Below are 23,876 nucleotides of genomic sequence, written 5' to 3' on the forward strand. Positions count from 1 at the left end.
GGTGTTTGTCTGGCGTCACACTCCGCAACCCCCCTGGACGTGGACATGGTGAATGTTCTAAATCAATGATGAGTTTTCGAAATAAATGGTGATTCTTTCCCATGATTAGAATCAATGAGAACTCGCAGATGTCCCTGAAAATTCCATTCCAGATCATTTCGTTCGTAAAACGCTGGGCCGCATTACCGCTTTTCGCCGGAACACGGCACACTCGCGACAGCGAGCACAATGGGATCCGACCAATCTCGAGCGCATCCCGATACAACCGCCATCGTGACCAACATCCATCCAGGCCACTCGTGACCACCGCACAAACGCCCCTGACAGCAGCTCTACACGCCTTGCAATCCAATGAACTGGCAAAAGCCGAGGCGCTCGTCCGCTCCCGTTTGGCGGAGGCGTCCGATGACGTCGAAGCCTTGCGCCTGCTCGCCATGATCGCAGCCAGAACCGGACGTGCCGCGGATGCGGAACGGTTGCTGCGAAGCGCCATCGCCTATCGACCGGATTTCATCCTCGGTCATGCGGATCTGTCATCGCTGCTTTGTCGCATGGGGCGGGACGATGAAGCACTCGTGCTTCTCGACCTCGAAATAGTCCGGCACCCGGCCAGCATCTGGCCGCTGTCGATCAAGTCGGGCGTACTCTCGGCCGCGCGCCGGATCGAGGAGTCCCTTCACGTCCACGAGGAACTGGTGGCGCGAGCGCCGGACTCGTCCGTGTTGTGGATGAACTATGGATACGCCCTGAAAACCATGGGCCAGACCGAACAGGCCGTAGCGGCCTATCGCAGGTCATTGCAGCTGGATCCCGCAAATGGCGCTGCATGGTGGAACCTTGCCAATCTGCGCACGATCCCGCTGGGCGCGGACGACATCCGGATGATGGAACAGGTATTGCCGGAGGCCAGCGATCCGTTTCAGAAAGTCCAGTTCCAGTTCGCGCTTGGAAAGGCGTTCGCCGACCGTGGGCGGTTCGAGCAATCCTTCGGCCATTACCAACAGGCAAATGCTCTGCGTGGAGCGCTCGTCCCTTACGATCCACGAAAGATCCGGGAGCTGGTTGTGTCCCATGAAGAAGCACTTTCTCCTTCATTCTTTTCCGAACGCCATGGTTGCGGACATCCCGCCGACGATGTGATCTTCATCGTCGGCATGCCCCGCTCCGGCTCTACGCTCGTCGAACAGATGCTTGCCAGCCACCCGATGGTGGAGGGTGCGGGGGAGTTGTCCGAGCTTCAGGACATTGCGGCCTCGATCTCCGGCACCGATACGACAGGGGAATCCCTGCCCGGCGCCATGGCCAGGCTCACACCGAGCGAACTGGAGGCACTGGGGCGACGCTATCTTGACGCAACGCGTCGACACAGAAGAAGCGGCCGCCGCTATTTCACCGACAAAATGCCGGCCAATTGGCGATTCATCGCGCTTATCCGGCTGATCCTGCCGAACGCCAGGATCGTGGACGTCAGGCGAGACCCCTTGTCGTGCTGTCTTTCGACTTACTTCACTTATTTCAATCGGGAAAGCAGCTTGCCTGCCAATCTGCACGATCTGGCCCGATATAATAATGACTACATTCGAATGATGGATTATATCGACGCGATCCTTCCAGGGCATGTCTATCGACTGCACTACGAATCGCTGGTGGAAAACCCAGATGCGGAGATTCGCCGTCTTCTCAACTATATTGGGCTGGACTTCGACCAGTCCTGCCTCCGTTTCCACGAGAATCGCCGACCAGTTCACACTCCGAGCGCCCAGCAGGTCCGGCTCCCGATCAATCGGTCTGGACTGGATCGCTGGCGCAATTACGAACCGTGGCTCTCGCCGTTGATCAATGGCCTCGCATCAGTCCGGTAAGACAGAGTCCAACAATCCGTCTCTGTATGACAAGCGCATCCACCGCAGCTTCGGCTACCGAAGGAGGCGATCACACCACGGGGGGATCGGTCTCACGCTCTGGGTGGCGATGGCCGGCAACGGCGCTGACAAAGCTTTCAATGCTTCGTCCAAGCTTCTTGACACCCCCGATCACAATCCCGGGATCGTCTTCACCTGTCGGCAATGTATGGGGCACTCCGGCGCTTTCGAGAAGCGCCAGCGATTCACCCAATGCCAGGATCGCCTTGCCGTGACGGTACTGGTCCTTGATGAATTCGGCCGTGTGCCCGTCCTGTTTCAACGCTGCCAGCCCGGCGGCACCGTCGGGCAGCACCAGCGCGTCGAACAACACCGCCGGCTCATTCTCCATTGATGCATCCGCGTCGAGCATGTCGCCCGCCGCGGTCTTGAATGGACCGATGCGGCTGCCGACCAGACGCGGCACCGCGCCGGCCGCAAGCAATGCCGCCTGCACTGCGGTCACGGCCTCGCCGTCAACGCCGTCGGCGACCAGCAGCGCGATCTTGCGGGTTCGAATGCCGCCATCGCCCGGGCGCGCCAGCAGTGACAGCGCGGGCGACCGATCCACTTCGGGCTTGGGCGGTTTGGCCAGTGCTCGCGGCATGGGCGCCGGCATTGCCATGCCCAGGCCCTGCGCGACACCATTCGCAAGGGGCTCGGACACGTTGCGCAACATCGACACCACGCGCTCACGGATCGCCGGCACGGTGCATTTGCTCAGCTCGAAACGGAACGCGGCGATGATATGCGCCTGCTCGGGCGGGCTCTGGCTGTTATAAAACAACGCCGCCTGGTTGTAGTGTTCGGCGAACTTCTCCGGTTTGCCGCGTACCTCATCGTGCTGCACCGGCTCCGGAAACGACACGAAACCCGCGGTACCCGCCTGGAATGGACAACCGCCGCCGAGGCTGTTGGGCTCGTAAGCGGCAGCGCCACGATGGATCGCCTGCCGATGCATGCCATCGCGCTGGTTGTTCTGCACCGGTGCGATCGGCGCATTGATCGGGATCTCGTGGAAGTTCGGCCCGCCCAGTCGCGTCAACTGGGTATCGACATACGAGTGGATGCGACCGGCCAGTAGCGGATCGTTGGTGAAATCAATGCCGGGCACGACGTGCGCGCTGCAGAACGCGACCTGTTCGGTCTCGGCGAAGAAGTTGTCGGGATTGCGGTTGAGCGTCATGCGCCCGATCGGCGTCACCGGCACCAGCTCTTCAGGCACGATCTTGGTCGAGTCGAGCACGTCGAAGCTGAACTTGTTGGCCTGTTCCTCGGTGAATACCTGCACGCCCAGTTCCCACGATGGGTACTCGCCAGCTTCAATCGCTTCCCACAGGTCGCGGCGGTTGTAGTCCGGGTCGGCGCCGGCGATCTTGACCGCCTCGTCCCAGACCAGCGAGTGGGTGCCGAGCAGTGGGTTCCAGTGGAATTTCACGAACACCGACTCGCCGGCTTCGTTGACGAACCGGAACGTGTGCACGCCGAAACCCTGCATCATCCGGAAGCTGCGCGGGATTGCGCGGTCGGACATCAGCCACAGGATCGTGTGCATGGACTCGGGCATCAGCCCGACGAAGTCCCAGAACGTGTTGTGGGCCGAGGCGGCCTGTGGCATCGCGTTGTTCGGCTCGGGCTTGACCGCGTGCACCAGGTCGGGGAACTTCATCGCGTCCTGGATGAAGAACACCGGCATGTTGTTGCCGACAAGGTCCCAGTTGCCTTCGTCGGTATAAAACTTGACCGCGAACCCGCGCACATCGCGCGCCGTGTCCTTGGAGCCGCGTTCGCCGGCCACGGTGGAGAAACGCACGAACACCGGCGTGGTCTTGCCAGCGGTCTGGAACGGCGCCGCGCGAGTGAGTCTGGTCAGCGGCTTGTAGCACTCGAACACCCCATGCGCACCCGACCCACGCGCATGCACGACGCGCTCTGGGATGCGTTCGTGGTCGAAGTGGGTGACTTTCTCGCGCAGGATGAAATCCTTCAGCAGCGCGGGGCCACGTAGGCCGGCTTTGAGCGAATTCTGGTTGTCGGCGACCGCCACGCCCTGGTTGGTGGTCAGGCGCTGGCCGCTGCCATCCACGCGCACGCGATCCAGCGGACCGACGGTCGGGTTGCTGCCCGCTACCGCCGGATTGCCGGTCTTGCTGGAGCGGTTCGCTTCGGCTAGCGTGCTGGCGCCGACGAGGTCGGATGGTGGTTGGACGTGCAGGCCTTCGGGTGGCGCGAGTGCATTTTTGTGACCGTGTTCGGCAGCCTTGTTGGCGTTGTGCGGCACAGCCGCGACGGTGGCCTCGACATCTGCCGCCCGTTGGGCGAGCGCGTCGCCGGTGCCAGAAGGTGGCGCAGTCGAGGCGCCGCTATCGGACGCTCGCGCTGCCGATTTTCCGGCAACCTTCTTCGCCTTGCCGTTGGAACGGGTACGCTTCGAAGTGGTCATTGGATTGGTCCTTTGCGCGTGCACTCAACTTGAGCGGCTGGGCGTGACGCCAACGCGAAGCATTGCCACGGGATAACGACCGCAGGCATGCCCCATTATCCTGGGTGAAATGAACCGGGCAGTTCAGCCCAGCTGAATACGCACCCGGTGCTCCGCGCCGTCGTCCATCAGGGCGATCACCCCACCCCGCTGACCGTCTTGTTGCGATGGCACGCCGACACCATCAAGCTCCACCGTGGCAACGCCGTGGCTGACCCGATCCGGGTTCTCCACGTTGATGACATACCGCGACGCGCCACGCCGGTAGCGGATGGTGAAACCCGGCCATGCGGCGGGAATGCACGGGTCGATCAGCAACTTGTCGCCGCGCAGATGGATGCCCAGGATCGCTTCCAGGCCAGCGCGGTACAGCCATCCACCCGAGCCGGTGTACCAGGTCCAACCGCCACGCCCCGCCAGCTCGTCAACCGAGTACACATCGGCGCAGGACACGTAGGGTTCGACCTTGTAGTGCTCGGCAGCGGCCGCGGTTTCGCTGTGGCGGATCGGGTTGAAGATGTCGAACAACTCGCCGGCCTTGTTGCCGTCGCCCAGCTTCGCCCAGGCAAAGATCGCCCACAGCGAGCCGTGGGTGTACTGGCCGCCGTTCTCACGGATGCCTGGCAGGTAGCCCTTGATGTAGCCGGGGTCATGCGTGGACTTGTCGAATGGCGGGGTGAACAGCATCGCGACCTGGTGCTCCCGGTCGACCAGGTGCTTGTCCACCGACGCCATGGCCTGCGCGGCATGGGCCAGGTCACCCATGTCCGAGATGACGCTCCACGATTGGGCGATGGTGTCGATCCGGCACTCCTTGCTGGTGTGCGAACCCAACGGCGTGCCGTCGTCGTAGTACGCGCGGCGGTACCACTGCCCGTCCCAACCTGCGGTTTCCAGTGCGGCCTTGACGGTCGTAGCGCAACCACGCCAGAGTGCAACCCGCTCATGGTCGCCACGTGCTTCGGCGATCGGCGCAAAACGCTGGATATTGTCCAGCAAGAACCACGCCAGCCAGATGCTCTCACCCCTGCCCTGCTCGCCCACCCGGTTCATGCCGTCGTTCCAGTCGCCGGTGCCGATCAGTGGCAGGTCGTGTGGGCCCAGTGACAGGCTGACATCCAGTGCCAGTGCGCAATGTTCGTACAGGCTGCCGTGCTGGTCGGACACCTTGGGCAGGAAGAACGCCTCGTGTTGGCCTTCTTCCAGCAGCGGCCCTTCCAGGAAAGGCAAGTCCTCATCAAGCACGCCGGTATCGCCGGTGGTGTCCATGTAATGCATCGCGACAAACGGCAACCAGATGCGGTCATCGGTCATCCGCGTGCGTACACCCTGCCCCGATGGTGGCAGCCACCAATGCTGCACGTCGCCTTCCACGAACTGCCGGGCGCCGGCGCGCAACAACTGTTCGCGCGCGATATCCGGCCGGGTGATGCACAGCGCGGTGACATCCTGCAATTGATCGCGGAACCCATAGGCGCCGCTGGACTGGTAGTACGCCGTGCGCGCCCACATCCGGCACGACAGGGTCTGGTAGAGCAACCAGTCGTTGAGCAGGATGTCCATCGCCCGGTCCGGCGTCTGCACCTGCACCTGGTCCAGGACGCCGTCCCACAATGCCGTGACGTCCGCCAGCACGCGTTCGATGTCCTGGGCACGGTAGCGGGCCAACAACCGCCGCGCCGCGCCGGCCGAGGGCGCGTCGCCGAGCAGGAACATGACATCGACCTGCTCGCCAGGGGCCAGCTCGATGTCGGTCTGCAGCGCGGCACAAGGATCCAGCGCGGCGCCCACGCGACCCGACAACGCCGCATCGGTCATCAACGCGGCGGGCGCCTCTACCGATCCCAGCCGTCCGAGGAATTCGCCGCGGTCGCCGGTCCACGATGTCTGCCGGCCGCCCAGGTCGGCATAGGCAACGCGTTCGGCAAACTCGGCGCGCCAGCGGTTGCAGGCAAACACCGCGCCGGTCTCGTCGTCGTGGCGGGTGACCACGTACGGTGCCGGCACTTTCCCGTTCGGCCCCAGCGCCCATTCGACATAAGCGGTGATCGACAATCGCCGCGCATTGCCCGATGGGTTGGTGATGCGCAAGCGCGACAGCTTGATCGGGTCTGCGGTCGGCACGCATTGCAGCAGTTCGATCTCCAGTCCGTGGGCAGCATGTTCGTAGCGGGTCCAGCCTTTGCCGTGCTCGCTGGTGTAGTCCGCACCCGGCACCCGGATCGGAGACGGCGTCGCGCTCCACAGCTCGCCACTATCCAGATCACGCAGGTACAGCACCTCGCCTGGCATGTCGCTGACCGGGTCGTTCGGCCACGGCGTCAGCGGGTTCAACTGACTGGTTCCCGAGAACGTGTGCCCGCCCCCCTCGGCGGTTGCCATGAAGCCGAAGTCCGGGTTGGCGATCACGTTGGTCCACGGTGACGGCGTACACCGGCTGCCGGACAGACGGATTGTGTAGTGACGACCCTCGCCGGTGAATCCACCGTATGTGTTGTCGAACTCGATCCCTGCAATCGGCGCGGGAGCCGACACCAACACGGGTTGGGTGCCAGGCCCCGAGGCGGTCTGACGTTGGCCGGCGGCATGCGTGCCCCGTTCAACATCTGGGGCGCCCTGCGCTTCATCGTGACCCACTTCGACCTGACTCGCTTCGGCGCGACCCTTCTTGGTCGCACCTTGATGCCTGCCACCCGTACCGGCGTCCAGGACGACCCGCGCAGCCGTTGCCAGGTTGTCGCGCTGGGCCTGCTCGGTCTGGTCGCCGCGCACCAGGAACACACTGGCATCGACGCCGCGACCCGCCGCCGTGGCATCGGATGCCAAAGCTGCGGTTTGCGTCTCGATCCTGCTGGCGAGCGACTCGTGCAGCGTGTCGCCGTCATCGGCGGAGGCGTCGTTCAACAGCGCGTCGTTCAACAGCAGGTCGTTCAACAGCACGATGTCGGCGCCGAGCCCCTGCCAATGCAGGTAGCGTTGTATCCGCAGCAGTTGGTCGATCCCGTCCAGATCGGCCGCGCTGGAAACATGCAACAACACGATGGGCCGGTCGCCGGATATGCCCAACGGCCACAGACTCGGTTGACCGCCGGCGCCACGCTCGATCTGCTGCGCCGGCGCACGCCATGCCGGATCGGCATACAGCAACGGCGACGCGAGCTCCCGGCTCCGGTCGCTGGCGGCATCATCGATACCGAACCGCTCGCGCTGCTTGCTGGCCTGGGTAGCTGCCGCCTCCAGGACCTGTTCGCATTGTCGACAGCTGCCGAGGCCATCGGCAAGCCTGCGCGCGGTTTCCAGCACCGCGTCCCGGCTCGGTCCGACGCAGGTCCAGAACGCGATCCGCGCCGAGGAGCCCGGGTCGACGCACACCCGTCGGCGCAAGCTGAATACCGGGTCCAGCACCGAGCCGGCGGTGTTCGACAAAGCCACGCTATCCTGCATCGCTGCCGCGTTGCGCAATGTCCGGCCGCGGCCGAGGAACCGGGCGCGATCGCTCTCGTACTCACTGGTCGTGCTGCCCTGTCCCTCCACCACTGCCACGTGTGCCGCCCAGGTTTGCGACTCGCCGGCATCGCGTAGACGCCGGGTCGCCAACAGGATGCCGGCATCGGGCAGCCATTCGGTCTGCACGAACATCTTGGAAAAAGACGGGTGGGACGCGTCTCCCGCCGCCGAGCCAAGGACCAGTTCCGCATAGGAGGTCAGCTCGACAACGCGCGCTTGATCGCTGCTATTGACCAGCGTGATGCGTCGCAGCTCTGCATCGACACCTTCCGTATCGAAGCTGCCCACGACGGCAACCTGCAGGATCGTGTCCAGGCTCCCATCGCGTCGTTCAATGCGGAACATGCCATCTTCCGCGAACGTCTCGTAGCTATCCGGTCGACTCGCGCAAGGCTGCAAGCCGGCCGACCATGAGGCGCCGTTGCGGACATCACGCAACAGGATGTAGTTGCCCCACGGGTCGCGGGTCGGGTCTTCCCGCCAACGGGTGACGGCCGTCCCATTCCAGTGACTGAAACCCGACCCGGCGTCGGTGACCATCACCGTGTAACGGCCGTTGGATAGCAGGTTGGCGCGCGGCGCGGCGGCAAGCGGCGTCGTTGGCATGGCAATCGGACCTCTACGGAACCTGACTTTTCATCCTACGCTTCGACCGTGACGATTCCTTGCACGCCAGTCCGCTACGCTCCGTGGATGGAGAACTTTGCTCCCGATGACGATGCATTGGATGACGATGCATTACTGGACCAGTTGCAACACGCGGCGTTCGGCTACTTCCAGCAAGCCTTCAATCCGATCAACGGATTGGTGGCCGACACATCGCGGCCCGGCTCTCCCTGCAGCATCGCCGTCGTGGGGTTCATGCTTTCGTGCTGCCCGGTTGCGGTCGAACGTGGCTGGATGGACCGCAGCGAAGCCGCTCACCGCTGCCTTGCGTCGCTACGGTTTTTCGCTGGCAGCGACCAGAGCGGGAGCGAAACGGCCACCGGCTACCGGGGCTTTTATTACCACTTCCTTCACATGGATACCGGCGCCCGCATGTGGCGCTCGGAACTGTCCACCATCGACACCGCATTGCTGATGGCCGGGGTATTGCTGGTAGCGGAGTACTTCGATGCGGACAATCCGGAGGAGACCGAATTGCGGCAGCTCGCCGACACCCTGTATCGGCGCGTGGACTGGGCTTGGGCACAAGGCGGCAAGGCCACCATCCGGCATGGCTGGAAACCCGAATGCGGGTTCCTTCATTACGGCTGGGATGGTTATGACGAAGGCATCATCCTGTATGTCCTCGCACTCGGATCGCCCACGCATCCCATTGACCCGAAGCACTACGACGCGTGGACAGCCACCTACCAGTGGGAGAACCTCTACGGCCACGAGTTCCTGTTCGCCGGGCCGCTGTTCGTGCATCAGTTCTCCCACACCTGGATCGATTTTCGCGGCATCCAGGACGAGTTCATGCGCCAGAAAAACTGTGATTACTTCGAGAACACGCGACGAGCGGTGGCGGTCCAGCGTGAGTACGCATGGCGCAACCCGCGCTGGTTCCGCGGCTACGACAGGGACTGTTGGGGCCTGACCGCTTGCGATGGACCCAACGAGGGCACCGCGGCGGTCGTCCAGGGAGTGCAACGCTTGTACGGCTATGCTGCCCGCGCCGTGCCCTATGGCCCTGACGACGGCACCTTGAGTGGCTGGGCGGCGATCGCCTGCATGCCCTTCGATCCCGCCGCCTCGCTGGCCGCGGCTCGTCATATGCTGAAACGCTATCCGGAGATGCTGACGCAGGGCAAGTACGCGAGCAGCTTCAACCCGACCCTGGGCGGTGAGCAGCCGCCAGCGTGGACATCGGATGGGTACTTCGGACTTGATCAGGGCATCGTGGTGCTGATGATCGAGAATTATCGTACCGGCCTGCCCTGGCGGCTGATGCGCGACTGCGACTATCTCCAGGCCGGCTTGCGCCATGCCGGATACCGTGGAGGCTGGCTGGAATGAGCACGATGCAGACGCCCAGCGTCAACGAACGCGATCGGCTCGACAACCTGCGCCCGCCGGATTGGCGTAATCCCCCACCGGCGACGCGGTATGACCTGGTGGTGATCGGCGCGGGACCCGCCGGTCTGGTTGCCGCCCAGGAAGCCGCGGGACTCGGGGTGAGGGTCGCCCTGGTCGAGCGCGAAATGCTCGGCGGCAACTGCGTGAATACCGGTTGTGTGCCGTCCAAGGCAATGCTGCGTACGTCGCGGGTGTACGCACAGATGCATGAGGCGACCCGATATGGCGCGCAGGTGCCACCGGAGATGCCGGTCGATTTTGCGGCATTGATGGAGCGCATGCGGGGGGTTCGCGCGCGCATCAGTCGTGCCGACTCGGCGCACCGATTGGCGCATGCCGGCATCGATGTATTCTTTGGCCAGGCACGCTTTCGTGGCAACGACTCGGTCGAGGTGGCCGGGGCGACATTGCGGTTCCGCAAGGCGCTGATCGCAACCGGCGCTCATGCGCTGATCCCCGACATTCCGGGTCTCGCGACGGCCGGTTACCTGACCAATCACGATGCGTTCGAGATCACCGAACTGCCGCGCCGGTTGCTGGTCATCGGCGGCGGCCCGTTGGGTTGCGAGTTGGCGCAAGCGTTCTCCCGCTTCGGCAGCCGGACCACGATTGCCCAGCATTGGCCGCTGTTTCTGCCCAGGGAGGAGCGTGACGCCGCGCAGGTACTGTCCAGCGTCCTGGCCCGTGACGGGCTGGAGATCCGACTCAATACCCGCGCCGTCCGGGTCCGGGTGGAGGCGGGACGCAAGCTCATCGACCTGGTCAGCGACGATTTTGAAAGCACGGTGGAGGCCGATGCCATCCTGACCGCCACCGGCCGCGCGCCCAACGTCGAAGGCCTGGAGCTGGAAGCCGCCGGGGTTCAATACGACCCGGACAGGGGGATCCATGTCGATGACTTCCTGCAGACCACCAACCCGCTGGTTTATGCGGCCGGTGATGTTTGCCTGGAGCACAAGTTCACCAATGTCGCCGAGGCTTCGGGGCGGATCGCGCTGCACAATGGCCTGTTCGATGCCGGCGAAAAGCTGAGCGGGCTGGTCATCCCCTGGTGCACCTACACTGATCCGGAGATCGCCCACGTCGGCCTGCACGTGCGCCATGCCCGCGAGCTTGGCATCCCGGTGACCACCTTCACCGTCCCGATGCACGATGTGGACCGCGCGATTACCGACAACGAGGAGGTCGGCTTCGTGAAGATCCACGTCCGGGACGGCAGCGACCTGATTATCGGCGCGACCATCGTCGCCCGCCACGCCGGCGAGATGATCAGCGAGATAACCCTGGCCATGGTGGCCGGGATCGGCCTGGGCACGCTGTCCCAGGTCATCCACGCCTACCCCACCCAGGCCGACGCGATCAGGAAGGCCGCCCAGGCCTACGTCGCCGGCCTGGCCACCACATCGACAAGGAGACAATCATGAAACTTGGAATGATCGGATTGGGAAAAATGGGCGCCAACATGGCCGAACGGCTGATGCACGGTGACCATGAAATCGTCGGCTTCGACCCCAGACCCGAGGCGCGCACCGAACTGGAGGGCAAGGGTGGCCAGTCGGCGGCCTCGCTGAAGGAGATGGTCGAAAAACTCCCGGCGCCCAGGACCGTGTGGATGATGGTGCCGGCCGGCGACGTCACCGAAACCACTGTCACTGCCCTGTTGAAGCTGCTGCAGGCTGGCGACATTGTGGTGGACGGGGGCAACTCCAATTACAAGGACACCCTGCGTCGCGGCCAGCTGACGGCCGACAAGCAGATCCACTACGTCGACTGCGGTACCAGCGGCGGGGTCTGGGGGCTGGCGGAAGGATTCAGCCTGATGATCGGCGGAGAGAAAGAGCCGGTCGAGCGATTGCGAGGTGTGTTCGAAGTGCTGGCACCGGGCAAGGACCAGGGTTGGGGCCACGTCGGCCCGGTTGGTGCCGGCCATTTCACCAAGATGGTCCACAACGGCATCGAGTACGGAATGATGCAGGCCTACGCCGAAGGCTTCTCGATCATGGAGCACAAGAAGGATTTCGGCCTGGACCTGCACCAGGTGGCCGAGATCTGGCGCAGCGGCAGTGTGGTGCGCTCCTGGCTGCTGGACCTGACCGCCCGCGCGCTGGACAAGAACCCGAGCCTGGACGGGATCGCACCATGGGTCGACGACTCCGGCGAGGGACGCTGGACGGTGGCCGAAGCCATCGACCTGGACGTCTCCGCACCGGTCATCACCTTGTCGCTGTTGCAGCGTTTGCGCTCGCGCGATACCGACTCGTACTCCGACAAACTGCTGGCCGCGATGCGCCACCAGTTCGGCGGTCACGCGGTGAAAAAAGAATGAGCATCGTCGATGCAGCCGGTCCCCTGCCCCAGCGGGTGCGCTGGCATCAAGTCGAGGGTTTGGCGGTACTCACGCAAGCGGCTTGTTTGTGGGTCCTGGACGCGTCGAAGCGCGCCATTGCCGCGCGCGGGCGGTTCGTACTCGTCCTGTCCGGGGGCCGCACGCCGCAGGATGTCCATGCGCTCCTGCGCAGCGCCGACACCGACTGGTCACGCTGGGAAATCTGGTTTGGCGACGAACGCTGCCTGCCGGTGGACGACCCGGGGCGCAACAGTCTCATGGCCAGTGACGCCTGGCTCGCGCACGTCCCGATACCAGCGAGCCAGGTCCATGTGATGCCGGCCGAACTGGGTGCCGAGGCCGCCGCGGATGCCTATGCCGAAGCACTGAAAGCGCCAGGGCCGAACGGATCGCCGCCGGCCAGTACCGAGCCATTCGATCTGGTGATGCTGGGCGTCGGCGAGGACGGGCATACCGCCAGCCTGTTCCCGGGGCACGACTGGGGAGTACCGGACAATGCCGACGACGTACTGGCCGTCTTCGACTCGCCCAAACCGCCGTCGCAGCGGGTGTCGCTCAGCGCCGCCCGTTTGAGCCGGGCTCGCGAGGTTCTGTTCCTGATCGAGGGAGATTCCAAGCGCGATGCCGTGGCCCAGTGGCGGACCGGCAATGACTTGCCGGTCGCAGCCATCTGCCCACCCGCCGGAGTCGATGTACTGCTGGACGCGTCGTTGCTGCCGTCGACGGGATATCCGGCCTGAGCTGTCAGTTGGTCAAGGCGCGATCGGCAGTATGGTCGTACCTGAGGGGCGGCAGGAATTCATGCAGTCAGGAGCTCGGTCGCACTTGATTCCTGAGACCGCCCTGTCGATTGCAAGCAAATAAGACGGACAAGTGATGCATGGGTAATGTCAGCAACAACCAGTTCTTCCTGCCGGTGGCATTAGGCATGTTGTTAGCTGCACCAAGCTTCGGATCCGAGCGAACAGCGCCTGCAGCTAACTGCCTGGATACCCGATTGGTCAACGAAGTGTTCCAAGCGGATGAGCGCACTCTTGCCGTGGCGGCATCCGACGGGCTGCGTTATCGATTGAGCTTCGCGGATGCTTGCGGTGACGTCACGACCGCCTCCGACGCGAAGATGCTGGCCAAGGATGGGTGGATGTGCGGCACCGGCAACGAGTTCATCGCGATGAACGATCGTCTCTGCCCAGTAGACAGTGTCGCCAGGATCAGTGCTGCCGAGTATGCCGAGCACGCCCGGGCCAGTCATACCAGCGCGGACGGCACCGTAACGCTGTCCACCGTCCGGGTACAGGGCGAACGGCGACGTGGGTTCGCAGCTTCTTCCAACTACTGCATCAACCCGCGATATATACGGGGCTGGTCGGAAGACCCTGAAGGCGTAGTGGTGGAAATGGACCCACGCCGCTCCGGCGGTAACCGATTCTATCGGGTGGAACTGACCGGTTCATGCCCTCAACTGTCAGGCGGAAGCGCCATGTCCATGCGTTCTGGCATGGGTATCGGTCTGGTTTGCGGAAACCCGGGGGACACGATCCAGACTGGAACCCGTGGGTTTGCCGGCGGTAGGCCGCCGGACTTCCTTATGACGGGAAGCGACCGACTGCAGATATTGGGGGCAAAGTTTGGATGCCCTGTCCGGTCCGTCTACCCTATGGATGCCCACTGACTCGAGCGGTCTGCACTCGGCGCGGTGTTGTTGACATTGACAGCGATTAGCTCCGTCTATGGGGTCTGCAGGAAGGACCGCTTAAGGACGACAACAACTCGGCTTTTGCTCGTCATCCTCGCGAAGGCGGGGATCCATGGACTTTGATAGTCACGCACGTAACGTCCATGGGTTCCCGCCTTCGACCGCAGGAAGTCCAGTCGGACGCGGGAATGACGGCAATTCGTCCCCGATCAGCGCCGCAGCGTCAACGCGTGCTGGCAGACGTTGTCCACGGTCAGCCCGTACTCGCGCGCAATGTCCGCAGCCGGTGCCGAGGCTCCGAAGCGATCGACACCGATCACATCGCCACCATCACCCACGTAGCGGTGCCAGCCGAGGGAGCTGCCTGCCTCGACCGCCAATCGCGCGGTGACCGCCGGAGGCAGTACACCGTCGCGATAGTCCTGCGGCTGCGCATCGAAAAGATCCCAGCTGGGCATCGACACACAGCGCACCGCGATGCCCTGTTGGCTCAGTCGGCTGGCCGCTTCCACGATCAAGCCGACTTCCGAACCGCTGGCGATCAGGATCAACTCGGGCTTGCCATCGACGGGGTCGCTCAACACATAGGCGCCACGCCGCAAGCCGTCGGCGGATGCGAACTGGTCGCGGTCCAAGGTAGGCACGTCCTGCCGGGTCAGCACCAGCAGTACTGGGCGTTCCTTCGTCTCTATCGCGACCCGCCAGGCCACCGCGGTTTCGTTGGCGTCCGCGGGTCGTATCAAGGTGAGGCCGGGCACGGCGCGCAAGCCGATCAGTTGCTCGACCGGCTGGTGGGTCGGGCCGTCCTCGCCGAGCAAGATGCTGTCGTGGGTGAACACGTGGATGACGTGCAAGCCCATCAGCGCCGCCAACCGGATCGGTGGCCGCATGTAATCGGAGAAGATCAGGAAGGTCGCGCCATACGGGATGAACCCACCATGGGCGGCCATGCCATTGACGATGGCGCCCATCGCATGTTCGCGGACGCCGAAGTGGACATTGCGACCGGCATAACTCCAACCACCACCGTCCGACCCCTGCAGGTCCTCGCCTGTGGTGGCAGGCGGATTGAAGTCGCCCAAGCCCTTGAGCGCGGTCTTGGTGGACGGGTCCAGGTCCGCCGAACCGCCGCTCAGGGCAGGCAGCTTGGGGGCGATGGCGTTCATGACCTTACCACTGGCCGCACGAGTCGCCATGCCCTTGGCGTCGGCTGGAAACACCGGAATGTCCGCATCCCAACCCGAGGGCAATTGGGCGCGCAAGCTGCCCTGCAGTTCCTTCGCCAGCTCGGGAAACGCTTCCGCGTAGGCCTCCATGCGCCGGTTCCATGCATCCTCCTCGGCCGCGCCGATCTTCAGCGCCTGGCGCATGTGCGCCAACGCCTTGTCGGGTACCAGGAATGGCGGCTCGGTCGGCCAGTCCAGGTTTTCCTTGGTCAGGCGCACTTCCTTCTCGCCCAGCGGTGAACCGTGCGCCTCGAAAGTGTTGTGCTTGTTGGGCGAGCCGTAGCCGATCACGGTGCGCACCAGGATCAGTGATGGGCGCGCCGATTCCTCGTGCGCCGCCTTCAGTGCGGCATCGATCGCGGCCACGTCGTTGCCATCGGCGACCGACACGGTATGCCATCCGTACGCCCGGAAGCGCGCCGCGCGGTCCTCGGAAAAAGTGATGTCCGTGCCGCCGGCAAGGGTGATCTGGTTGTCGTCATACAGACAGGTCAACTTGCCCAGTTCCAGGTGCCCGGCCAGCGAGGCCGCCTCTGACGCCACACCCTCCATCATGTCGCCGTCGCTGGCCAGGACATAGGTGCGGTGGTCAACGACCGTGTGGTCTGGACGGTTGTAGCGAGCGGCCAACTGCGCCTCGGCAATTGCCATGCCGACTGCGTTGGCGAAGCCCTGCCCCAACGGCCCGGTGGTCACTTCCACGCCGGGCGTGTGCTCGCGCTCGGGGTGACCAGGCGCCTTGCTGCCCCATTGGCGGAAGGTCTTGATGTCATCCAGTGACAAGTCGTAGCCACTCATGTGCAGCAGGCTGTAAAGCAATGCCGAGCCGTGTCCTGCCGAGAGCACGAAGCGATCGCGATCGGCCCAGGCCGGATTGCGCGGATTGTCCTTGAGCCACCGTGTCCACAACACGTAGGCCATCGGCGCGGCATCCAGCGGCAATCCGGGATGCCCACTTTCCGCCTTCTGCACCATGTCCACGGACAGGAAACGCAGGGTGTTGATGCAAAGCTGGTCGAGTTCGGCGGACATGGCGGAATCCTCTTGTGTGGTTACGTGTTGGCCAGTGCAGCGTCCACGATCGCTTGGGCCTCCTGTAACAGGCGTTGCAAATGACCCTCATCACGAAAACTTTCTGCGTAGATCTTGTAGATGTCCTCGGTGCCCGAGGGGCGCGCGGCGAACCAGCCATTGGCGGAGGTGACCTTGATGCCACCAATCGGCGCGTCGTTGCCCGGCGCCTTGTCCAGCACGTCGACGATGGGATCGCCTGCCAGTTCGGTCTGGGTGACTTGCGCGGGGGCCAGGTTGGCCAATACGCGTTTCTGGGCCGGGTTCGCAGCCGCTTCGATCCGGTCTGCGAACACCTCGCCGTAGCGATTGCACAGGTCCCGGTAGCCGATCGCAGGGTCCGCGCCGTTGCCGGCGGTGATCTCGCCGGCCAGCAATGCCGCGGCGATGCCGTCCTTGTCGGTCGTCCACGTCCGGCCGTCGCGACGCAGGAACGTGGCACCGGCGCTCTCCTCGCAGCCAAAGCCCAGCGAGCCATCGAACAATCCGTCCACGAACCATTTGAACCCCACCGGCACCTCGTGCAGCCGGCGACCCAGGCCAGCCGCGACCCGATCGATCATCGCGCTGCTGACCACCGTCTTGCCGACCGCGGCGTTGTCGCTCCACTGCGGCCGATGCCGGAACAGGTAGTCGACGGCCACGCTGAGGTAGTGGTTGGGCGGCATGAGGCCACCCTCGGAGGTGACGATGCCGTGGCGGTCGTGGTCGGTATCGCAGGCGAACGCGATGTCGTAGTGATCCTTGATACCGATCAGACGTTGCATTGCATACGTCGATGAAGGGTCCATCCGGATCCGGCCATCCCAGTCCAGGCTCATGAAGCCGAACTGCGGGTCGACCTGCTCGCTGACCACCGCCAGGTCGATCCGGTAGTGCTCGGCGATGCGGGCCCAGTAGTGCACCCCTGCCCCGCCCAGCGGATCCACGCCCATGCGCAGGCCGGATGCGCGGATCAGGTCGAAGTCGATCACGTTGCCCAGGTCAGCTACGTAGGCGCCGAGGTAATCGTGTTCGCGCGTGCTGGATGCACCCCGTGCCTTGGCTACCGGGATGCGTCGCACGTCTTTCAGCCCGGCTTCCAGGATGGCGTTGGCGCGCTGCTGGATCCAGCCGGTCACCTGGGTGTCGGCCGGGCCACCGTTGGGCGGGTTGTACTTGAACCCACCGTCGGCGGGCGGGTTGTGCGAGGGCGTAATCACCACGCCGTCGGCCTGCCCGCTCGTGCGTCCCAGGTTGTGGCACAGGATCGCGTGGGAGATTGCGGGCGTCGGCACATACTCGCCGCCCTGAGAGAGGCGGACTTCGACCTCATTGGCAGCCAGCACTTCCAACGCCGTGTCCAATGCCGGCCCCGACAATGCATGGGTGTCGATGCCGATGTACAACGGCCCATCGATCTTCTGGCCAACGCGATACGCGCAAATCGCCTGGGTGATGGCGAGGATGTGGTCCTCGTTGAAGCTGCCATCCAGCGACGAGCCCCGGTGCCCCGAGGTGCCAAACGACACTCGCTGGGCGGCAGTCCCCGGGTCGGGCTTCACCTGGTAATAGGCATCCACCAGCTTGCCGATATCGACCAGGTCTTCCGGGCGCGCGGGAGTGCCGGCACGTGGGCTGACATCGGTGCCCATCAGCGCGGCCTCCGCGATGCTCTATAGCGGGATGTTCGATAGCGGCGGATCAAGGTGTTGCTGGAGCTGTCATGGGACAGCTCGGGCTCATCCGCGGCGGTCAGCTCGGCCGCCGTCGCCTTCGCCAGCTGCTTGCCCAGCTCAACACCCCACTGGTCGAATGAATCGATGTTCCAGACCGTGCCCTGCACGAAAACACTGTGCTCGTACAGCGCGACCAGCGTCCCCAGCGAGAATGGCGTGAGCCGTTCGGCGAGGATCGTGTTGCTCGGCCGGTTGCCTTCGAACACCCGATGCGGCACCACGGATTCCTCGGTGCCTTCAGCGCGCACCTGGGCTTCGGTCTTGCCAAATGCGAGCGCCTCACTCTGCGCGAACAGGCTGGCCATCAGCATGTCGTGCTGATCGCCCTGGGCGGTCGGCAGCGGGTTGAGCGGCTGGCAGAACCCGATGAAATCGCAGGGGATCAGCCGCGTGCCCTGATGGATCAGCTGATAGAACGAATGCTGGCCGTTGGTCCCCGGCTCGCCCCAGTAAATGGGGCCGGTCTGATAATCCACCTGCCGGCCATCGTTGGTGACGTGCTTGCCGTTGCTTTCCATCGTCAGCTGCTGCAGATAGGCGGGGAAGCGCTTGAGGTACTGCTCGTACGGCAACACCGCGACGGTATCGGCGCCCAGGAAGTTGTTGTTCCAGATCGCCAACAGACCCATCAACACAGGCAGGTTGCGTTCCAGCGGTGCATCGCGAAAATGCTCGTCCATGGCGCGGAACCCGGCCAGCATGTCCCGGAATCCATCCGCGCCGATGGCCAGCATCGTCGACAGGCCGATTGCCGAATCCATCGAATAGCGCCCGCCCACCCAGTCCCAGAACTCGAACATGTTGGCGGTGTCGATGCCGAATGCCTGCACACCGTCGGCGTTGGTGGATACGGCGACAAAATGTTTCGCGATTGCCGCCTCGTCAACCAAACCCTCCAGGCACCACCGGCGCGCGGCATGCGCGTTGGCCAGCGTCTCCAGCGTGGTGAAGGTCTTGGAACACACCACGAACAAGGTCTGCGCCGGGTCGAGACCGCGGGTCGCTTCCACGAAGTCGGTGCCGTCGACGTTGGACACAAAATGGAAGTCGATATCGCGCTGGCTGTAATCGCGCAGCGCCTCGTAGGCCATGATCGGCCCGAGATCCGAGCCTCCGATGCCGATGTTGACCACATGGGTGATGCGCTTGCCGGTGTGTCCGGTCCACTCGCCGCTGCGGACCTTGTCGCTGAACCCTGCCATCCGCTCCAGCACCGCGTGCACGTCGGCAACCACGTCGTGACCGTCCACATCGATGCTCGCATCAGCAGGTGCGCGCAGGGCGACATGAAGCACGGCCCGCTGCTCGGTGGCGTTGATGACCTCACCGCCGAACATCGCATCGCGGCGTTCTGCCACACCGCAGGCGCTCGCCAGCTGCAGCAGCAAGTCCAGGGTCTCGTCGGTGATCCGGTTCTTGGAATAGTCCAGGTACAGTCCGGCCGCCTCGGCCGCCATGCGTTCGCCACGCTGCGGATCCTGGGCAAACAGCTCGCGCAGGTGCCGGGGCTGGACCTGCGCCAGATGCTGCTTCAGCGCCGCCCATTGCGGTCGCGCGGTAAGTGGGACTGGTGTCACGCGTTGCCCTTCCCCGCCAATGCCTGGCCCTTGGATTCGATGCAGCCCATGAGCTCCTGCCATGAGTCGACGAACGATTGCGCACCTTCGTGTTGCAATTGCGTTGCCAGGGCGTCGATGTCGACCCCGGCCTTGGTGAACTCCGCCAACGTCGCTTCCGCATCGCCGCCATCCATGGCCATCTCGCCGCCGACCGTGCCGTGATCCTGGAACGCGCGCAGGGTCTTCTCCGGAATGGTATTGATCGTGTCCGGAGCGGCGAGCGCTTCGATATACAGGGTATCGGACGCCTTCGGATCCTTGGTTCCGGTGCTCGCCCACAACAGTCGTTGCGGCAACGCGCCTTGCCCGGCCAACCGCTGCCAGCGATCGGATGCCAGCATTTCGCGGTAGGCGCGATAGGTGCGTTGGCCGACCGCGATGCCCAGCTTGTTGTGCAGGCTGTCATCGACCTGGTCGGCCACCGCCTTGTCCCACCGGCTGACGAACAACGATGCGACCGATGCGACCTTGGGGTCGAGACCGGCCTGGAGTCGACGCTCGATGCCGCGCAGGTACGCCTCGGCGGACGCCAGGTACTGCTCGGTCGAGAACAACAGGGTCACGTTGATCGGCACCCCGGCGAAGATCGACTCTTCGATGGCGGGGACGCCTTCCGGTGTGCCCGGAATCTTGACGAACAGGTTCTCGCACGCCGCGTCGGCGTGGATCCTGCGCGCGGCGGCGACGCTGCCCTGGGTGTCGGCGGCCAACAGCGGCGAGACCTCCATCGAGACCCAGCCATCAACGCCGTTGGTCGACTGGTGGATCGGCTGGAACAGCTTGGCGGCCCGTCGCAGGTCCTCCAGCGCGAGCTCGATGAACAATGCCTCGCCGGATTTCCCCGATGCCACCTTCGACCGGATTCCCTCGTCGTAGCTATCGCCGCCGCCGATTGCCTGGTTGAAGATGCTCGGGTTGGAAGTCAGGCCGGTAATGGAGAAGTTCTCGATGTAGTCGGCCAATCCGCCGTTATCGAGCAGCTCGCGGGATATGTTGTCCAGCCACAGGCTTTGGCCCAACTGGTGCAGTTGTTCGGTGGTAGTGGTGGGTGCGGTGATCGTGCTCATGTGTCCTCCGGTAGATGCCGTCCGGACCCATGGTAGATCACGCAATGACGACTGGAAGGTTGCGCCAGGCCATCAGCAGGGATGGCTGGTCTCGGGCTTGGGGTCATGCCAGCCTTCGTCGCCGACAACAATGTCCGATGCACTCGATGGACCCCAGCTGCCCGGCTCATAGATATTGATCGGGGCGGCGTGATCGCCGTGCGAACCGGACAACACCGGACCCACCACGCGCCAGGCTTCCTCGACCGAGTCATCGCGGGTAAACAGCGACGCATCGCCACGGATCGCATCGCCCAGCAACTGCTCATACGGTGATTTGCCCGCATCGGAGCGGCTACGCGCGACCAGCTCCACTTGCTCGCCGACCATGGCTTCACCGGTCTTCTTGACCTGGGCACCGGTGGCGATCACCACCTCCGGGCCAAGCCGGAAGCGGAAGTAGTTCGACTGCTCGGCCGAGATGTCATCGAAGATCGGCAACGGCGGGCGCTTCAGGTCCACCACCACCTGGGTGCTGGTCAGCGGCAGGTGCTTGCCGGCACGGATGTAGAACGGCACCCCGGCCCAGCGCCAGTTGTCGATATGCAGCCGCAGTGCGACAAAGGTCTCCACCTGCGAATCAGGCGCGACACCCGCTACATCGCGGTAGCCGGCAAACTGACCGCGCACCACCTCGTCCGGTTCCAGCGGCCGGATGGCGCGGAACAGACGCAGCTTTTCCGTGCGCATGGAGTCGGGGTCGCCGCCGACGGGCGCGTCCATCCCGAGCAATGCAATGACCTGCAGCAGGTGGTTCTGGACCACGTCGCGGACCGCACCGACCTCATCGTAGAAGCTGCCCCGGCCTTGCACGCCAAAGGACTCGGCCATGGTGACCTGGACGCTGGCGACATAGTTGCGGTTCCATATCGGCTCCAGGAAGGTGTTGGCGAAACGGAAATACAGCAGGTTCCGCACCGCTTCCTTGCCCAGGTAATGGTCGATGCGGAACACCGACGACTCCGGAAACACTTTATGCAAGGTGTGGTTGAGGGCCGCGGCGGAGGCCTGGTCGCGCCCGAAGGGCTTCTCCACGATCACCCGCGCATCCCTGGTGCAATCCGCCCGGGCCAGACCCTTGACCACGGCGCCGAACATGCTCGGCGGAATCGCCAGATAATGGATCGGCCGCGCCGCGTCCTTCAGTGCCTGCTTGATCCGGACGAAGGTCGACGCATCGTTGTAGTCGCCGTTGATGTATTGCAGTTGTGCGGACAGCTGGGCGAACGCCGCAGGATCCACGCCGCCGTTGTCACGCAGACTGTCATGCACGCGTTGGCGCAGCTTCTCCAGTGTCCAGTCGCCCCGGGCCACGCCAATCAGCGGCATCGACAAGCCACCTTGTTTGATCATCGCCTGCAACGCCGGGAATATCTTCTTGTAGGCAAGATCGCCGGTGGCACCAAAAAACACGAAGGCATCCGAGCTGGGTATCGTCATACCGGTTCACCTGATAGTTGGCTGACGCGAACTACAGTCTGCCCGTTGCCGCGTGATGAAGTCCGAAAAAATATCCATTGATAGAAGGGGGAGCCCGCATGTCGATCCAGTCCAAAGCCAAACGTGATGCGAACCGGAAGAAGGCAACTCGCCAGCGGGTGGTTACCGGCACCCTGCGCCCGGCGATCGAGGCACATGCCGAGCTGCGCCACGAAGACGGCACCCTGCTGGGCGGCATTGCCAAGCGCGATGGCGATTGGGAGCTTGGGCTGGACGGCAAGATGGTCGGCGGCTCCAGCAGCGCCGCCACGATCCTGGCGATGATCAAGCGGGCCGCGGCGATGCTTGAGCGCACCGGCACCCAGGTCACCCTGAATTTCTCCGATGCGCTGCGCGACGCCGCCAACGAGGAGGCGCGTGCGCAGGGTTTGAGCCTGGAGCAGTTCGAGGCACACCTGGACGCCGACATGACCGGCAGCGCGCCGGCGGTGACAGCCGGGCAATCCGGATCCACGGCCCACTGAAGTCCGGCCCGAGCGGAAGCTACGCGGCCTGCACCGCCCGGCGAGACACGTCAGGCAGTGACCGCCTGCTCCTCATCCTCGTCGGCTGACGCCATCGATGCGGCTTTCCTCTGCTCCGCCTCCACCGGATCGGTCGCCTTGGCTTCCTCAAAGTGGCGATGGTTGGGACACAAAGTCTGCATGTAGTCGGCGTCGAGGTTGAGCCGCTCGACCAGGAAGTCAACGAATGCACGGACTTTCGGCGAGGTCACCTGGCCACGCGGGAACACGGCGTTGAATTCGAGTTCCGGGCCGGTCCAGCCGGCCAGAACCCGGCGCACGTATCCCTTCTCGGCGTAGGCCTTGACCATGATGTCGCTGGCCAGCATCAGGCCTTCGCCGCACACCAGCGCACCGCGCACGCCAGCCGGATCGTTGGCAACCATGATCGGATCGATCCGGTACTCAACGCTGTCCTCGCCGTCGCTCAGCGGCCAAAAAAAGTGGCCGTTGCGACGCAACTTCTGCATCCCCAAGGTCCGATGGTGCTGCAGGTCGTCGGGATGCAGCGGTTCGCCGTGGCGCTCGATATAAGAGGGGCTGGCGTAAACCTGGGTGCGCAACACCGCAAGCCGCCGGGCAACCAGGTTGGAGTCGGGGAGAGTGCCAACCCGAAGGGCGACATCGATCTCCTTGCCGATCAGGTCCAGCGATTCGTTGGACAGCAGCATCTCCACCCGCACTTCGGGATGGCGCGCATGGAACTCGCCCAGCAGCGGCGCGATGTGCTCGATGCCCAGTGAGTACGGCGCGGTGATGCGCAACCAGCCCCGCGGGCCATCCTGCAACTGGCCGACCGCGTTCTCGGCATCGGCCAGCTCCTGGGCAATGCGCTTGCAGTGTTCGTAATAGATGTTGCCGGCCTCGGTCAGGCCAAGCTTGCGGGTAGTGCGGTGCAGCAGCTGCGCACCAAGACGGGATTCCAGTTCCTGCACCTTGCGGCTGACGGTGGTCTTGGGCAGGCGCAGCGACCGGGCCGCGGCGATGAAGCTGCCGTGCTCGATCACCTGAACGAAAATCAGGGTGTCGTTGAGATCGCGGGCCATGAGGGACTCCAGTGATACGCGCCGGCATTGGCCCGCAGTCGGGACAATTATTCCCCGATTTGCTGACTAATCAAGTGCCGGGTTCACCCCTAG

The 23,876-nt window shown here is 64.1% G+C and carries 15 protein-coding genes; 7 read left to right on the top strand and 8 right to left on the bottom strand.

What is annotated here, in order from left to right; translation table 11 throughout:
- Positions 1-128: 128 nt before the first annotated feature.
- Positions 129-1,862, top strand: coding sequence for a sulfotransferase (locus tag ACW7G6_RS03405; protein WP_456979464.1), 1,734 nt, complete (start codon positions 129-131; stop codon positions 1,860-1,862).
- Positions 1,863-1,932: 70 nt separating this feature from the next.
- On the opposite strand, the gene ACW7G6_RS03410 is transcribed toward ACW7G6_RS03405, so the two are convergent.
- Complete coding sequence (locus ACW7G6_RS03410; protein WP_456979465.1) at positions 1,933-4,344, bottom strand: catalase; 2,412 nt, start codon at positions 4,342-4,344, stop codon at positions 1,933-1,935.
- Positions 4,345-4,467: 123 nt separating this feature from the next.
- Positions 4,468-8,496: a GH36-type glycosyl hydrolase domain-containing protein gene (locus ACW7G6_RS03415; RefSeq protein WP_456979466.1), complete on the bottom strand. Its 4,029-nt coding sequence runs from the start codon at positions 8,494-8,496 to the stop codon at positions 4,468-4,470.
- Between the two features lie 87 nt (positions 8,497-8,583).
- On the opposite strand from ACW7G6_RS03415, the gene ACW7G6_RS03420 reads away from it, so the two are divergent.
- The 5 genes from ACW7G6_RS03420 (at position 8,584) to ACW7G6_RS03440 (ending at position 13,970) form a co-directional block, all read left to right on the top strand.
- Positions 8,584-9,891: a glucoamylase family protein gene (locus tag ACW7G6_RS03420; protein ID WP_456979467.1), complete on the top strand. Its 1,308-nt coding sequence runs from the start codon at positions 8,584-8,586 to the stop codon at positions 9,889-9,891.
- Positions 9,888-11,375, top strand: a complete 1,488-nt coding sequence (locus tag ACW7G6_RS03425; RefSeq protein ID WP_456979468.1) for a mercuric reductase — start codon at positions 9,888-9,890, stop codon at positions 11,373-11,375. Before ACW7G6_RS03420 ends, ACW7G6_RS03425 begins: the two co-directional genes overlap by 4 nt.
- A complete protein-coding gene (gnd, locus tag ACW7G6_RS03430; RefSeq protein WP_456979469.1) occupies positions 11,372-12,277 on the top strand; it encodes a phosphogluconate dehydrogenase (NAD(+)-dependent, decarboxylating) in 906 nt (301 codons plus the stop codon). Before ACW7G6_RS03425 ends, gnd begins: the two co-directional genes overlap by 4 nt.
- Positions 12,274-13,038, top strand: a complete 765-nt coding sequence (gene pgl, locus ACW7G6_RS03435; protein ID WP_456979470.1) for a 6-phosphogluconolactonase — start codon at positions 12,274-12,276, stop codon at positions 13,036-13,038. The genes gnd and pgl overlap by 4 nt, the downstream gene beginning before the upstream one ends.
- A gap of 140 nt (positions 13,039-13,178) precedes the next feature.
- Complete coding sequence (locus tag ACW7G6_RS03440; RefSeq protein ID WP_456979471.1) at positions 13,179-13,970, top strand: DUF6491 family protein; 792 nt, start codon at positions 13,179-13,181, stop codon at positions 13,968-13,970.
- Between the two features lie 233 nt (positions 13,971-14,203).
- Here the strand turns inward: ACW7G6_RS03440 and tkt are convergent, their stop codons facing one another.
- From tkt to zwf, 5 genes are all read right to left on the bottom strand, one after another.
- Positions 14,204-16,252: a transketolase gene (tkt, locus tag ACW7G6_RS03445; RefSeq protein WP_456979472.1), complete on the bottom strand. Its 2,049-nt coding sequence runs from the start codon at positions 16,250-16,252 to the stop codon at positions 14,204-14,206.
- 20 nt (positions 16,253-16,272) lie between these two features.
- Entirely contained in the window at positions 16,273-17,925 is a 1,653-nt protein-coding gene (gene pgm, locus ACW7G6_RS03450; protein ID WP_456979473.1) for a phosphoglucomutase (alpha-D-glucose-1,6-bisphosphate-dependent), read from the bottom strand.
- Positions 17,925-19,586 carry a glucose-6-phosphate isomerase gene (gene pgi / locus ACW7G6_RS03455; protein ID WP_456979474.1) on the bottom strand — a complete coding sequence of 554 codons (1,662 nt, stop codon included), beginning with the start codon at positions 19,584-19,586 and terminating at the stop codon, positions 17,925-17,927. The genes pgm and pgi overlap by 1 nt, the downstream gene beginning before the upstream one ends.
- Positions 19,583-20,695: a transaldolase gene (gene tal / locus ACW7G6_RS03460; protein ID WP_456979475.1), complete on the bottom strand. Its 1,113-nt coding sequence runs from the start codon at positions 20,693-20,695 to the stop codon at positions 19,583-19,585. The genes pgi and tal overlap by 4 nt, the downstream gene beginning before the upstream one ends.
- Before the next feature lie 72 nt (positions 20,696-20,767).
- On the bottom strand, positions 20,768-22,174 hold the full coding sequence (gene zwf, locus ACW7G6_RS03465) for a glucose-6-phosphate dehydrogenase (protein WP_456979476.1): 1,407 nt from the start codon (positions 22,172-22,174) through the stop codon (positions 20,768-20,770).
- Positions 22,175-22,272: 98 nt separating this feature from the next.
- Here zwf and ACW7G6_RS03470 point away from each other — a divergent pair, with 98 nt between their 5' ends.
- On the top strand, positions 22,273-22,698 hold the full coding sequence (locus tag ACW7G6_RS03470) for a hypothetical protein (protein WP_456979477.1): 426 nt from the start codon (positions 22,273-22,275) through the stop codon (positions 22,696-22,698).
- 50 nt (positions 22,699-22,748) lie between these two features.
- Here ACW7G6_RS03470 and ACW7G6_RS03475 read toward each other — a convergent pair whose 3' ends face one another.
- Positions 22,749-23,783 carry a LysR substrate-binding domain-containing protein gene (locus tag ACW7G6_RS03475; protein ID WP_456979478.1) on the bottom strand — a complete coding sequence of 345 codons (1,035 nt, stop codon included), beginning with the start codon at positions 23,781-23,783 and terminating at the stop codon, positions 22,749-22,751.
- Positions 23,784-23,876 lie beyond the last annotated feature (93 nt).

The sequence above is a fragment of the Lysobacter sp. A421 genome (assembly GCF_054052145.1).